Annotated in this window: 7 protein-coding genes and 1 CRISPR repeat array; of the genes, 1 reads left to right on the forward strand and 6 read right to left on the reverse strand. The window is 45.8% G+C overall.

The window, feature by feature from the left end; translation table 11 throughout:
- Positions 1-45: 45 nt before the first annotated feature.
- A CRISPR array of direct repeats spans positions 46-9073; the repeat unit is 32 nt; unit sequence GTTTCAATCCACGCACCCGTGATAGGTGCGAA.
- Between the two features lie 247 nt (positions 9074-9320).
- Together cas2 and cas1c are read right to left on the reverse strand one after the other, a co-directional pair.
- A complete protein-coding gene (gene cas2, locus ACTXGL_RS07830; protein WP_443526063.1) occupies positions 9321-9611 on the reverse strand; it encodes a CRISPR-associated endonuclease Cas2 in 291 nt (96 codons plus the stop codon).
- Between the two features lie 36 nt (positions 9612-9647).
- A complete protein-coding gene (gene cas1c, locus ACTXGL_RS07835) occupies positions 9648-10679 on the reverse strand; it encodes a type I-C CRISPR-associated endonuclease Cas1c (RefSeq protein ID WP_443526064.1) in 1032 nt (343 codons plus the stop codon).
- A gap of 112 nt (positions 10680-10791) precedes the next feature.
- Here cas1c and ACTXGL_RS07840 point away from each other — a divergent pair, with 112 nt between their 5' ends.
- A complete protein-coding gene (locus ACTXGL_RS07840; RefSeq protein ID WP_443526066.1) occupies positions 10792-10944 on the forward strand; it encodes a hypothetical protein in 153 nt (50 codons plus the stop codon).
- Positions 10945-10982: 38 nt separating this feature from the next.
- Here ACTXGL_RS07840 and cas4 read toward each other — a convergent pair whose 3' ends face one another.
- From cas4 to cas5c, 4 genes are all read right to left on the reverse strand, one after another.
- The gene (gene cas4, locus ACTXGL_RS07845; RefSeq protein ID WP_443526067.1) at positions 10983-11618 is read right to left on the reverse strand and encodes a CRISPR-associated protein Cas4; all 636 of its coding nucleotides are present in this window, start codon (positions 11616-11618) and stop codon (positions 10983-10985) included.
- Between the two features lie 82 nt (positions 11619-11700).
- Positions 11701-12597 carry a type I-C CRISPR-associated protein Cas7/Csd2 gene (cas7c, locus tag ACTXGL_RS07850; RefSeq protein WP_443526069.1) on the reverse strand — a complete coding sequence of 299 codons (897 nt, stop codon included), beginning with the start codon at positions 12595-12597 and terminating at the stop codon, positions 11701-11703.
- 48 nt (positions 12598-12645) lie between these two features.
- Positions 12646-14814 carry a type I-C CRISPR-associated protein Cas8c/Csd1 gene (cas8c, locus tag ACTXGL_RS07855; RefSeq protein WP_443526070.1) on the reverse strand — a complete coding sequence of 723 codons (2169 nt, stop codon included), beginning with the start codon at positions 14812-14814 and terminating at the stop codon, positions 12646-12648.
- The gene (cas5c, locus tag ACTXGL_RS07860) at positions 14811-15545 is read right to left on the reverse strand and encodes a type I-C CRISPR-associated protein Cas5c (RefSeq protein ID WP_443526072.1); all 735 of its coding nucleotides are present in this window, start codon (positions 15543-15545) and stop codon (positions 14811-14813) included. Before cas5c ends, cas8c begins: the two co-directional genes overlap by 4 nt.
- Between the last annotated feature and the right edge of the window lie 51 nt (positions 15546-15596).

A 15596-nucleotide genomic window follows, 5' to 3' on the forward strand; every position in this document is an offset into this window, starting at 1 on the left:
GATAGGTGCGAACGGTTGGAAGTTGCAAAAACCGTCCATTACGGAGTTTCAATCCACGCACCCGTGATAGGTGCGAACGGTTGGAAGTTGCAAAAACCGTCCATTACGGAGTTTCAATCCACGCACCCGTGATAGGTGCGAAGTGATGCGTGACGATGTTGATATTGAATCAATAGTTTCAATCCACGCACCCGTGATAGGTGCGAATTAAAAGCAATAGCTGATTTTTATATTTCAATGTTTCAATCCACGCACCCGTGATAGGTGCGAAACAGGCGTGGCTTTGGACTGCAAAGTTGTTAATGTTTCAATCCACGCACCCGTGATAGGTGCGAAGTTTGAAGAATTACCCCCCGAAAAATCACAGTCTGTTTCAATCCACGCACCCGTGATAGGTGCGAATCTGTACCTTGGGGATTAATTGGGACCTCATAGAGTTTCAATCCACGCACCCGTGATAGGTGCGAATGGCTGCTCTTGATGCGGTTCATCTTCGAGATTGTTTCAATCCACGCACCCGTGATAGGTGCGAAAGCAGATGATTTAAACGTCACCCATATCGCTGGGTTTCAATCCACGCACCCGTGATAGGTGCGAACTTTGCCTTTAACGGTCACAGGATGCGCAGATGTTTCAATCCACGCACCCGTGATAGGTGCGAATGACGACGCAATCTGGCAGCAGATACTACCGCCGTTTCAATCCACGCACCCGTGATAGGTGCGAAGCTAAGTTTATCGCTGATGGTAACCTTGCCGCGCAGTTTCAATCCACGCACCCGTGATAGGTGCGAATTGCTGACAGTACGACCAATGCCAATACGGCGTGTTTCAATCCACGCACCCGTGATAGGTGCGAATTTTGATGCTTGGTTGTACTTACGACAAATAAGTTTCAATCCACGCACCCGTGATAGGTGCGAAGGTGGATATGTCAAAGGTCAGCACTTAGTTGATGTTTCAATCCACGCACCCGTGATAGGTGCGAATCGTGGCGATAATGCTACTCGTGTATTTGGTGGTTTCAATCCACGCACCCGTGATAGGTGCGAACGCTTACTGATTTTTGTATCTCACGACAGCATAGTTTCAATCCACGCACCCGTGATAGGTGCGAAACGATAGCCATCAGGAGCATAGTGCTGTTGCCAGTTTCAATCCACGCACCCGTGATAGGTGCGAAACGCTTCATCTGATGTAAATGCTGAACCAAATTGTTTCAATCCACGCACCCGTGATAGGTGCGAAGAAGGTGAAGATGTTGACACTGGCGAAGGTGGTGTTTCAATCCACGCACCCGTGATAGGTGCGAATCAGGCAACAGCATATATCAGACGTGGCTTCGTGTTTCAATCCACGCACCCGTGATAGGTGCGAAGACCAGGGGAGGCAGTGACAACACTCGCATCACGTTTCAATCCACGCACCCGTGATAGGTGCGAATAGTCGCGTCAAGAGCAATAGCTGACGCTGCTGTTTCAATCCACGCACCCGTGATAGGTGCGAATGTGATGGCAGTATCATAGCGATAGGTTGTTCACGTTTCAATCCACGCACCCGTGATAGGTGCGAAAAAAACTGTTTTCAATCAGCACTTACTGTAAATGTTTCAATCCACGCACCCGTGATAGGTGCGAAACGTAGCTTATCGATAGGCTTTACCTTATCGATAGGTTTCAATCCACGCACCCGTGATAGGTGCGAATACTGACAACACGACAAGCGCCTTTGATCGGATGTTTCAATCCACGCACCCGTGATAGGTGCGAATAGCGGAGTATTAAAACAGCGATTTGACGGAGTGGTTTCAATCCACGCACCCGTGATAGGTGCGAAAGATGAGCATTGAGGGCGAGTGTTTGTTTGATGTTTCAATCCACGCACCCGTGATAGGTGCGAAGGATTATCTAGCGGATGGGGCAGTAAAGCGTGTGTTTCAATCCACGCACCCGTGATAGGTGCGAATTGTCAATCTGGAGCTTGATGACGAAGCGTACAGTTTCAATCCACGCACCCGTGATAGGTGCGAATCAAATCTTTAATCATAAAAAGCTCCTATATTGTTTCAATCCACGCACCCGTGATAGGTGCGAAATCGTTGTTTCCTCCTGTTAGCTCATTATATAAGTTTCAATCCACGCACCCGTGATAGGTGCGAATTAGAATTTGGCAGAATCCAAACGGCTACCATGTTTCAATCCACGCACCCGTGATAGGTGCGAAAGCCGACCATTGAGGACGGTCAGACGTTGATTGTGTTTCAATCCACGCACCCGTGATAGGTGCGAATTTTTAACTTGCTTAGGGTTGGTTGCTACTATAGTTTCAATCCACGCACCCGTGATAGGTGCGAAGAGTAATCTTAAATGTGCAATGAAGAGTTCGCAGTTTCAATCCACGCACCCGTGATAGGTGCGAAACCAAAAAAGCCATTAACCATTCTTTAGGTAATTTGTTTCAATCCACGCACCCGTGATAGGTGCGAATAAATCCGACCTCGTACATTGATATTTCAATCCTGTTTCAATCCACGCACCCGTGATAGGTGCGAATGAATACTACCTATCGGAAAAATAGCCGATATGTGTTTCAATCCACGCACCCGTGATAGGTGCGAACAAATACAGAGGCAGCAAAGTACGCAGGTTATGTTTCAATCCACGCACCCGTGATAGGTGCGAAAAAGTGCATGATTTACACTTAGAGCCGGTGACTGTTTCAATCCACGCACCCGTGATAGGTGCGAAACAATGCCGCCTTTATCAAAGCCAGTGCCGATGCCCGTTTCAATCCACGCACCCGTGATAGGTGCGAATAGTCAGCACACGATTGTCTTATTTAGGGATAAGTTTCAATCCACGCACCCGTGATAGGTGCGAAGGGTGGCTTGATGGGGTTTAAGGGCTTAAAACGGTTTCAATCCACGCACCCGTGATAGGTGCGAACAAACCATTACAGGTAGCTACAAACCTGCTAGTGTTTCAATCCACGCACCCGTGATAGGTGCGAACCAAGTAAGCGGTCAATATCGGACACATCAGGGTTTCAATCCACGCACCCGTGATAGGTGCGAATTTTTCTTCTAGCTCTCGCAAGCCTTGAACATCGTTTCAATCCACGCACCCGTGATAGGTGCGAAATATCATGAGCTTATACCAGTTAAGGTAATACCGTTTCAATCCACGCACCCGTGATAGGTGCGAATTCTACTGGGGGCGGTGGTTCCGCTGGTTCTTGGGTTTCAATCCACGCACCCGTGATAGGTGCGAAGCTAGCATCTTAGCTAAAAAACTGGTCACTAGAGTTTCAATCCACGCACCCGTGATAGGTGCGAATCAAACGGTCAAGGCTGCGAATGAGAGTTTACGGTTTCAATCCACGCACCCGTGATAGGTGCGAACTCAAGTAGCTGGAGCAATGCCAAAAGCTAATAGTTTCAATCCACGCACCCGTGATAGGTGCGAAGTTGAAAAAACACCTGACGGACGCACTGCAAAAGTTTCAATCCACGCACCCGTGATAGGTGCGAACACCAGTGGGGCGCTTCCAGTCGCCCAAATGCTGTTTCAATCCACGCACCCGTGATAGGTGCGAAACGCTAAAAGAGGGCAAAGAGGGACACTGAGAAGTTTCAATCCACGCACCCGTGATAGGTGCGAAGACTTGGGGATTATCTAATGTTACGAGTTATTGTTTCAATCCACGCACCCGTGATAGGTGCGAAGCGTTAAGCCACTAGGAGATTTCCCCATACTCTAGTTTCAATCCACGCACCCGTGATAGGTGCGAAGTGCATAGCGTTTTTCATCACGCTCAGATACTCGTGTTTCAATCCACGCACCCGTGATAGGTGCGAAGCGTCAGATTGGTGTTAGTGCGCCTGATATGATGTTTCAATCCACGCACCCGTGATAGGTGCGAAAATGCCACAGCTGATAACGCAAATGCCAAAAAAGTTTCAATCCACGCACCCGTGATAGGTGCGAAGTCCCATCGGGGCCGTCATCGTTTTCGTGCTTGGGTTTCAATCCACGCACCCGTGATAGGTGCGAACTACGTCACAATCAGGGTTCATTGCCATGTTCATGTTTCAATCCACGCACCCGTGATAGGTGCGAAGTCAATCAATCAGCTAACAACAGAGTTCAAAGAGTTTCAATCCACGCACCCGTGATAGGTGCGAAGATGACAGCGAAGTTGAGCGATTAAAACAGCACAACGTTTCAATCCACGCACCCGTGATAGGTGCGAAGAATGGATAAGGCTAAATAACGAGGTGGTATATGTTTCAATCCACGCACCCGTGATAGGTGCGAATTGACAAAGAATACTCATGGCTCAGTGAGGGCAGTTTCAATCCACGCACCCGTGATAGGTGCGAAGCTTTTCCGATAAAGTAGCTTTGACTTCAAAGTGTTTCAATCCACGCACCCGTGATAGGTGCGAAATGCGCTTGAATTGAGCGTACAGCCGTTTGATGTGTTTCAATCCACGCACCCGTGATAGGTGCGAATTAGCGGTTGCTGATGTGCATGGTTTTGCTGATGTTTCAATCCACGCACCCGTGATAGGTGCGAATCCCAGCGCATACATTGGCGCAAATCAAAGCGGTTTCAATCCACGCACCCGTGATAGGTGCGAACGCAATCTCGTCTGTCTTAGATTTTTCTAGTGGTTTCAATCCACGCACCCGTGATAGGTGCGAAGAGACGCTACGGTCTTATTTGCTGCCACAAACTTGTTTCAATCCACGCACCCGTGATAGGTGCGAAACTATCAATAAATGTAAGACCTGCCATCTAAGAGTTTCAATCCACGCACCCGTGATAGGTGCGAATATAGGAGAAATCAGTAATATCAATTTGATTAGGTTTCAATCCACGCACCCGTGATAGGTGCGAACCTATTCATGTATTCGCCCAACGGTAAAAAGGATGGTTTCAATCCACGCACCCGTGATAGGTGCGAAATGGCCATAGAACATCAGCAGCAGCAAGAAGCATCGTTTCAATCCACGCACCCGTGATAGGTGCGAAAGGGCAGTTGAAAAAATAAGCTGTCCTTTCGTTGTTTCAATCCACGCACCCGTGATAGGTGCGAATGAATGACCAATGCTATGTCTATCATCAGCACGTTTCAATCCACGCACCCGTGATAGGTGCGAATGGTTTACGCGGTGTGACTGTAAAACCCTCACCGTTTCAATCCACGCACCCGTGATAGGTGCGAAAAACATTGTGCCATCAGCATGTAGCTTGGATTTGTTTCAATCCACGCACCCGTGATAGGTGCGAAGGTGCTGGTCTTAGCGTGACGCTGTATGACACTGTTTCAATCCACGCACCCGTGATAGGTGCGAAGAGACATTAAAGTCACGACTGAATGACCCAATAAGTTTCAATCCACGCACCCGTGATAGGTGCGAAGAGTATCAACGTATTCGTATCAAACCTATCTTTGTTTCAATCCACGCACCCGTGATAGGTGCGAATGATGTTGATACTGTTACCGACCCACCTTTAGTGTTTCAATCCACGCACCCGTGATAGGTGCGAAGACTATACAGTTGATGAGCAGTACGGCACTATTGTTTCAATCCACGCACCCGTGATAGGTGCGAATAGCCCCGTATCGGACTCCATACGCTCTGATAAGTTTCAATCCACGCACCCGTGATAGGTGCGAAGACGATGCCAAGAAAGCCAGTAAACACATATTTGTTTCAATCCACGCACCCGTGATAGGTGCGAATTTGGTTACCATTGCCTGAGATTGGGACAGACGGTTTCAATCCACGCACCCGTGATAGGTGCGAAAGCAGAGCAAAGCAAACTTTGATTAGCTCATAGTTTCAATCCACGCACCCGTGATAGGTGCGAACTGAGCATTGCTGTCTTGATTTCATCGACTGTGTTTCAATCCACGCACCCGTGATAGGTGCGAACAGTAATTACCGTTTTTACTGTATTTCTTACTGGTTTCAATCCACGCACCCGTGATAGGTGCGAAATATTTTGATTGCTGAGCCTTGCAAGATTATGGGTTTCAATCCACGCACCCGTGATAGGTGCGAACGTACAAAGATTATCGACATGGATACCAATCTCAGTTTCAATCCACGCACCCGTGATAGGTGCGAATTTTATGCAGCTAATTATTTGCCAGCTCAGCCTGTTTCAATCCACGCACCCGTGATAGGTGCGAAGCAGTTCGTTGGCACCATTTACCATATCTTGAGTTTCAATCCACGCACCCGTGATAGGTGCGAAGATGACTAACATCAATAGGGCGTTGACAATCTCGTTTCAATCCACGCACCCGTGATAGGTGCGAAAGAATGGTTCAGCAGGGTTTGATAGTTGCAACTGTTTCAATCCACGCACCCGTGATAGGTGCGAAGCTCGCGGCCCTGCTGTGCGTTTGATGCTGGGTTGTTTCAATCCACGCACCCGTGATAGGTGCGAACAAAGCTTGCGAGGGGATTCTGCGCCGAGCAGAGTTTCAATCCACGCACCCGTGATAGGTGCGAACAGTGGTCGTGACTTGGTTGGTTGGGTAATGCTGTTTCAATCCACGCACCCGTGATAGGTGCGAATATGCACTGACATTTATCCATGCCTGTAATCTGTTTCAATCCACGCACCCGTGATAGGTGCGAACAGGACAAAAAGGCGATGCGGTTGAGGATTTAAGTTTCAATCCACGCACCCGTGATAGGTGCGAATATTACAAAACGAGATGATTTATTCGAGCACTTATGTTTCAATCCACGCACCCGTGATAGGTGCGAAGCCACTGGGAGCGTGACGCACAGCAAGCCAAGCTTGTTTCAATCCACGCACCCGTGATAGGTGCGAATAGTTAAAAAGATTGTCCGCAGCACTCACATACAGTTTCAATCCACGCACCCGTGATAGGTGCGAAAGTTAAAAAGATTGTCCGCAGCACTCACATACAGTTTCAATCCACGCACCCGTGATAGGTGCGAAGCATGATTTATCCTGATACGAGCGAACTTGAAGGTTTCAATCCACGCACCCGTGATAGGTGCGAATTTTGAAAACCCTATCTTGGTAGTATTCATATCCGTTTCAATCCACGCACCCGTGATAGGTGCGAATAGTTAAAAAGATTGTCCGCAGCACTCACATACAGTTTCAATCCACGCACCCGTGATAGGTGCGAAGATGAATCGGAGAGTAATGCGGTTGAAATGCAAGTTTCAATCCACGCACCCGTGATAGGTGCGAACACATGGGTGATAGAGCGTCGGACCGCTTGAGACAGTTTCAATCCACGCACCCGTGATAGGTGCGAACCACCTTTGAGTGGCTTTTTTATCGTCTACAAGTTTCAATCCACGCACCCGTGATAGGTGCGAATCTGAAAAATTTGATGTTGTCGTTACTCAACAAGTTTCAATCCACGCACCCGTGATAGGTGCGAATTTAATGAGATATGTGAGCGCATCAACGAGCGTGTTTCAATCCACGCACCCGTGATAGGTGCGAAGATTAGTCATGTCAAAATTAACGTCACCTGTTTTGTTTCAATCCACGCACCCGTGATAGGTGCGAACAAGCAATATAAAGAAATCCGCGTGAATAGCATGTTTCAATCCACGCACCCGTGATAGGTGCGAAAACAGGCTGCATCATAGTCGTACTATAACGGCGTTTCAATCCACGCACCCGTGATAGGTGCGAACACAGCAGCCGAGACATTAGGACTTGCTCAAACAGTTTCAATCCACGCACCCGTGATAGGTGCGAAGTATCGGTGATGACGACACCATGCTACAGATAGAGTTTCAATCCACGCACCCGTGATAGGTGCGAAATGGATTGATGCACAAGCAGAAATTAGCAGCAAGTTTCAATCCACGCACCCGTGATAGGTGCGAAATTTGTCTATGAGTACATAAAGGACTTAAACGGTTTCAATCCACGCACCCGTGATAGGTGCGAATAGCCGAATGGCTGCAAAAGGTATGGCACGTAGTTTCAATCCACGCACCCGTGATAGGTGCGAATATTTGTCTATGAGTACATAAAGGACTTAAACGGTTTCAATCCACGCACCCGTGATAGGTGCGAACAGGTTGATTGTCAAGTTGGCGTTGAATCAATAGTTTCAATCCACGCACCCGTGATAGGTGCGAATGGCCTTTGGTAATCATATCGCCTGCGGTAAAGTTTCAATCCACGCACCCGTGATAGGTGCGAACTTATATCAAGAGGTATGGCATGTTGGACTTTAACGTTTCAATCCACGCACCCGTGATAGGTGCGAAACCAAGCAGTCTTAAACCCTTATCGTTTAAGATGTTTCAATCCACGCACCCGTGATAGGTGCGAAACAATGCTGGCAAGCCAACTATCGATAAGATTGTTTCAATCCACGCACCCGTGATAGGTGCGAACCATATCCACTCATGACGGAATAACCTTAGGTTTGTTTCAATCCACGCACCCGTGATAGGTGCGAATACTTCACGCCTGAGTGGTCAAATGCACTGCAAGTTTCAATCCACGCACCCGTGATAGGTGCGAATTAACGCAGCCACTACCACCCAAACTGGTAAAGAGTTTCAATCCACGCACCCGTGATAGGTGCGAATGTAGTTTACAAGGATATTGTCGTCGTATGGATGGTTTCAATCCACGCACCCGTGATAGGTGCGAATGCAATGTACCACCACGAAATGAGGTTGATACTGTTTCAATCCACGCACCCGTGATAGGTGCGAAAAGCAATCGCTGACAAGTCATATTGGCAAGCCGTGTTTCAATCCACGCACCCGTGATAGGTGCGAAGGTATCGTCATCTCACGTAGCACCGATTCTAGGTTTCAATCCACGCACCCGTGATAGGTGCGAATATATCGCAGGGGGTGCGTGCCGAGACGGTGGGTTTCAATCCACGCACCCGTGATAGGTGCGAATTAGATGATAAAACCCTTTGCCCCTGTCCTCCAGTTTCAATCCACGCACCCGTGATAGGTGCGAATTGGGACATTGACAAGGGGTACAAAATGTTAAAGTTTCAATCCACGCACCCGTGATAGGTGCGAAAGCCCATAGTCTAAGTCGCTAATAAGGTTAAGAAAAAACCTTGGAATTTGCGAGCGTCTAAACCATAAGCAAATTTGGCAAGCATATCGCTTACCAAAAATTTATTGCTATAAAATATAGGTAATAAAATCAAGTTGTTAAATAGCATTGCGACCCTTTTGCGAATCCTCTAGAGATATTATGTATGCTATAGGCTCGCATTGACCTTATGATAGTCAAATATCATGTTTTAACGCTTATAAAGTGATTAAAACAGTAGAACACCGTTTAAGTCTAGCACAGGTTTTGCCCCGATGTGCTCCACTTTATTTTGCCAATTTTTACCAAGATAATAATAACGTAGACTGTCCACTTCAGGATTAATGATGTCTTCAAGCTTTGCTCTGAGTGTTGTCCATTCAGCAGGATTGACCTCGATCTCAAACACGGAGTATTGCACCCGTTGACCATAGTTTAGGCATTGTTTGGCAACGTGACGCAGACGCTTGGCACTAGAGGTGCCCTCTGAGCTAATATCGTAAGTAACCAGTATCATCATAATAGTAACCTTTTTTCCTATTCTTATTTTGGTGATCTATTTCCATAAAAAAGGAATATAGGCATCAATATCGCCTCTGATATGCCGTGCCATAATTGTGGCTTGTAAGTGTGGTAATAACCCAAATGGCACCGTTTCTTCAAACCATTCATGATAAATGGTCTGCTGTTTACGATCATGCCACGCCTTAAAAAAGGTTTGTCGCGCTTCATCTTTTAACCAAACCGCACCACTGGCTTCTTGTTTAAAATCAGATTTACCCAATTGTTTTTTATTGATAAGAGACAACACAAAACGATCAACAATAGGACGAAACTCTTCAACCAAATCGAGCGCTAGAGAAGGGCGGCCGGGTCTTAATTGGTGAAACACGCCACAAGCAGGGTCAAGTCCAACGGTTTCGAGCGCACTACGGCAGTCATGCGTCATCAAGGTATAGGTAAAAGAGAGTAGCGCATTGACAGCGTCAGTAGGCGGGTTACGTGTGCGTTTGGGAAAGTGAAAATCAGGATTGCGGATCAGATGCGGGAATACCCCAAAATACACACTGGCCATCTCGCCTTCTCGGCCCAACAAGTCAGGTAGGTTTTGAGTCGCAAGAATTTTATTGAGTCCGTATCCTAAGCGTTGTTGCGCTGCTTCCAAACTATTGATAATGGGCGTATCCAATTGCGCTTTATAGTCTCGTAGGTAGCGGCGGATGACTTGGCGCTGGTTGTGGACTTTGCCCAAAATAATACTGTGGCAAATAGGCTGAACCCGTTCAGGATTATCACTGATACGGTACTGCTCACGGCGTAATAATACGTTGCCACTGACTGCGCCCTCGATACGCGCTTGGAACTTACCATATTGGTTGAGATGGGTAATGGTAATAGCGTTATCCGTACAATGCGCCATCAATGCGGGCGATATTGATACTTGCCCAAAACAGACAATTGCGTCTAGCTTATGAATGGGCACGCGACCTTTGACCTCATAGTCAATGTTCATGACTACATTTTCGCCCTGCTTGTTGAGCCAAGCCCCTTGAGTCTGAACGAATAACGTGTTTTTTAAAGGTCGCATATGAGTTCCTAATGGTTAATTTGAGCACCTAACGCTATTTTGGTTTTGAATAAGGTCTTTTATTATGCTAGGTTAAATAAGACACGTCTCAACTATTATCAAGGACTGAAATATGAGTAACCCAAACAACGAAGCTGACATGCAAAACCCGAATAAAGGGACTAACGGTACAAACAAAGCTTATGATCAAAATCAAGGCAATAAAGGGAAGCAGTTAAACCCACAAGAGCCTAAGAATGATGCTCAGCCTAAGGATAAGAACTAGTTATTAGTAACCATTGTTCTGAAAGATTGATACCACTATCAGTGATCGGTTTCATTTAAACTGGTCGCTATTTTTTTGCTTAACCAAGCCGTTGCATCTTTATTAAATATTTTTGGATGACAGATGTCTTTTAAGGAACAGTTGCGACATTTGCTGGTGCTATAAGTGGGCTTGGGCGTCTGACCACTTTCGATAATATGTCGACAGTCATTGATAGCGTCTAATGTAATTTGTCGCAACTCATTGTCGAAATCGACGACGTGACGGCGGCGTGTTTTCCCGTAGAATAAAGCGCCTTTGGGAACGATGCATTTATGCATATCCTCTAAACACAATGCTTGAGCGCAAAGCTGTACCTCATCCGCACGGTGCGATTTTGGTTTGCCACGTTTATACTCAATAGGGAAGGGTGTTTGCTGACCGTTCTCATCGTTATGATATTCGACGACATCAGCAACCCCTTCCAATCCTAGTGCCTCATGACCAAGTCGTAGCGTCCGTACGGTTTTTACATTGCCACGCGTCTCATGACCGCCAGAGTTCACCTTTTCATGCATGACTTGACCCTCAGCGGTAAAGACATTTTCCTCCCACGCACACTCAAGCTCGATCAGCGCAAACTGACGCGGACAGAATAGGTAGTGCTGCAAGCGGGATAGGTAGAGGGTTTGCATGAGTTTGACACCGAATTAATATTAAGTTTTGAGTAAACTTTAATTTATAAAGCTTACTCAACTTCCAAAAACTAATAATGGTTTAAAACCCTTCAATAATCTCAGGCTCTAATCCTTCTAATGCTGACTTCAGCGCGTTTTCATCAAATGCGCCTGTATCATCTAGCAACTCTTTTAAACTACGATGCACCTTTGCAGATGAATACTGACCTGATTTACTACTATGCTCCCACCAAATCACCTTTTTGACTTGCATACTGCCCTCAGGACGAGCAGAGGACGCATCGCCTTCAAACAGTTTTGGTAGTATCTCTTTTATCTTTTCGGCATCGTCAGCGCTAAAGCCCGTACGTTCTGCCAGTTGCGGCGTGATCGCACCATAGGTCACATAAATACCTTCATCGACGCGATGTTTCATACCCATGGTATCACTACCTTTTTTTGTACCATCACCTTCGCCGCTCACACTCTTGGTAATTTGAGTACTGGTAATATCGACAGGTTGCAAGCTAAATGCCGATTGGATAGTAACAGGGCCTCGAATAGGGATAGACACGCCATCAGCGCCTTTAGTATCCGCTTTAAAGGCAAACACTTGACCAAAGGCACGGACATCGAACCATTTATCACAGGCTTTTTGTGATGTCTCATCGCGTTTGGCTTCGATACTTTCTTTTTTATTAGCTTCAAAGGCATTTTTACCTAATCCGACTGTTTCATCATAGGCACGGTTCTTCAGACTGGTCATGCCATCCGTTTTTTTCTCGTCAGATTGTACAAAAATTTCCTCGCCTGATTCTTGCAGACGGTCACGAATTTTACGTTTCAAGCAAACATCGGTAATTTCGCCATTACCTGCAAAGTCAGTACGAGGACGATTACCATTTAAGGGATCACCGTTTGGATTGGCATTGTTTACGCCAATAATGAGGGCAAAGTCGATTTTATTGCTGATAGGGTTTTGGGTAGAGGCTGTCATGGTTTATCCTTTTATTAGGTTATGAGTATTTATATTCAAAAGACTAAGTTAAGCGGTTTCGTTAGTTTCGGAACTTTCTTTTGTTTTTTTATCTTTGATAGGTTTGATAATCCATTTTCCATCTTTTATGGTATGTTTTTTTAGCCATCTAGCTTGTAGGTCGTATCCTATTAAAAATTCAGGTGTTAAAGTCTGGTTGCTAGTAAATTCTTCTAGACTTTTAAGGTTTGTCTCTATATCTGCTATCAAGTCGTTATAGCCTTCATTCAACGGACCAACACGTGAGATAAGACGCCTTTGATAAGGTAGTAATGATTGAGTTCGTAACATCATCCAAACTTCAGCAGGTCGATGCGTAAAGCGTTGCATATATTTGAAAGCATTAGTAGGTCTACGACCTTCGCCTGCCATTGACATAGCTAAATTTTCAATGTGATTAGCAATCGCTAAAAGTCGTCCGAAAAGGTAGCTTCGGTCGGTACAATTATTATCTAACTCCATATCTATTTTCCTTTTTGTTTGGCGATAGGTATAGCCACGATATAATCCGCAAGTAACACTAATGCTTTGTTCCCATTCCCAAGGCTCAAGATTAATTGGATTGCAGGCTCGCTTAAAGCATAAGTGAACCAACTGCCAAGGAAGCTGCCGTTCTTCTCCCTCTACGATACAAGGTATCACTTGCGAGACAACTTGCTTCTTGAGAGCATCTGATAGACGAGAGCCATAGGCCACTTGTGCTATTAGTTTAGGAATGGGCGCTTTAATCGTCAGTTTGCGTACATTGGTTTCGGTATCTTTATAAGTGACATACCACGAAAACTGCTGATACCAGCATTCTAAGGCTTCAATATAATCATTCGGTATGGCTTCATGATAATAAGTAACTGCCATACGACCAGGGGTAGCGGCATCTAGGGTGATGATTGAGATTTGATCGTGAGCATCGAGCTTTTGGCGATAGCCTTGCATGGTGTTATTAAGGTGTTTAGCAAAAGTCTGACCCAAATTATTACTATAATTAAGATTAGAAGGTGGCTTTTCAGTTACTGTGGTTTCAGATATTTTACTATCTTCCGACCCATCTTCTATCTCGTCAAAGTCTTCATCGTCTTTCATTGCAAAAGGATTAACTTCTCCTTCTGCGATATCGGTATTTTCTTCAACATCAAAAGGTTCATTTTCATTGACCTCTTGCGTAGGCTGCGGGGTTTCGTCACCAGAGATTGCCCAGGCTACAACTGCTTGGCCAGCCTCTTCGCGGCCTTGACGAGACAGTAGCCATGATAGTGCAGCATGCGCTTTTTCAGTGACAACTGCACTGATATTTGCGCCTTGTAATCCATGGGCTTTAATAGACTTATCATCGTCAGTAAAGCGTCCTAGAAAGGTGAAGCTCGATAAGTCATTGGCTGAGATGAGCTTGGCATTGGTGGCACTACGCAGGATGCGATTGGGATGCTTGCTTGCCAGCGGACTGTTCTTGCCAGTGATATAACAAAAGCCGTCGGTGCTATCAAGCGTGGCATAAAACTGTTGCCATGAGTCAAATAGGCTGTCATCACGCCACGTTTCAGACTTGCCATGCTCAGCTTGCTTGCCAAGTTCTGTAGCAGTGACTCGCCAAGCTATAAATGCTGCGCCTTGGTCAAATACGCCTGTAGTGTTTTTATTTAGCGATGATAAGATGCTATCTGGATAGTCGCTGGCTTGTTTAGGGTAGGCCAGCTTGCTCTTATCATCAGGATCAGCAATTAACACCTCAGCCTTGAGTAAATCTTTGACTAGCGTGCCTTTTTGCACATACTTCAAGATAGCTTTAGCTTTTGGATGAGCGGAATTAGAGTTGCACCAACTGCTTAACAACTCTAAATAACGTTGATGAAAGTCTCGTTTTGGATTAACAGCGTATCCCTCAAAGTAGTCTCCAGCTAAATACTGAACTTTGTCAGATAGCGGATGAGGTGGCGGTATTTGTCCTGAACGTGTCGCAGAATCATTGGTCGCTGGAATAACGAAGTAACTCGATTTAACCTTACCATTACCATCTCGGGAGATATCGGCATTAACGAAATCACCTTTATCGTTGATAGTAACGATGATCTGCACGTTTTGATTGACATGATAATAAGGCATTAAACTGCTTTCTTGAGCCTGAATCTCTTCATTTTGGCTGGCAAGCTCATAGGTTTGATACAGTCGTTGTAACCAGCTCATAGAGACTCCTCCGTACTAGTGACAGGCTCAATGTTTTCATCGAGTGTAAAGGTCTTGGCACTCATGGCGCGGACAAATCGATTGGGCATACCGTTGTTACTATCGGCCTGCAAGTCATCAGTAGGCTTGGGAAACTCTACGACACCATGTTTCATCACCGCACGGAAGAAACGACTGTGCAATTCATCTATGCCAGTCTCGTCAGGATAAGCGAAGCTATGAAACATCAGACCATAACTTAGTTCTGGAGTATCATCGTAGTAACCTTGACCACTACCAAACTCACAAGGCTCGACATAGCCCTGACACTCTCTTGCGCCTAAAAATATGTCTTGGCGTCCACCTTTATCAACCATACGTTTGGCAATGCTATAGTGCTTGCCATCGATGCGGTCAGCTTCTAGCTCAGGGCGATGTGTGTTCCATTCAAAGTGGGCTTGCACTTGATAAGCGACGTCATGTAGATAGGTGTAATAAGCCAAATCATTGCCATCTTTATGGTACCTAATTGGCTTCATGCCTTTGGTTTGGGTGCGAATAGGGTTGATCACGCGTACCTTATCGATATACCAAATAATACTGGGTTTCCAGTAGATGCTTTTGCAAACGCCTTTTAGCGCTTCATAAGTGGGCAAGTGATAGCTGGTTTTTTCACCACCAATACGTGTGATAGGGTCGGTGAATAGGGCGTTTCGTCCTGTTAGAAGAAATTCTATTTTATTTTCTTTCATATCATGTCAGTTCCTTTTGATGAGTAATACAAGCCTCAAAAATGAAACTTG

Origin of the sequence: Psychrobacter sp. T6-6, assembly GCF_052258185.1 — a bacterium.
In the GTDB taxonomy this organism is placed as follows: Bacteria; Pseudomonadota; Gammaproteobacteria; order Pseudomonadales; family Moraxellaceae; genus Psychrobacter.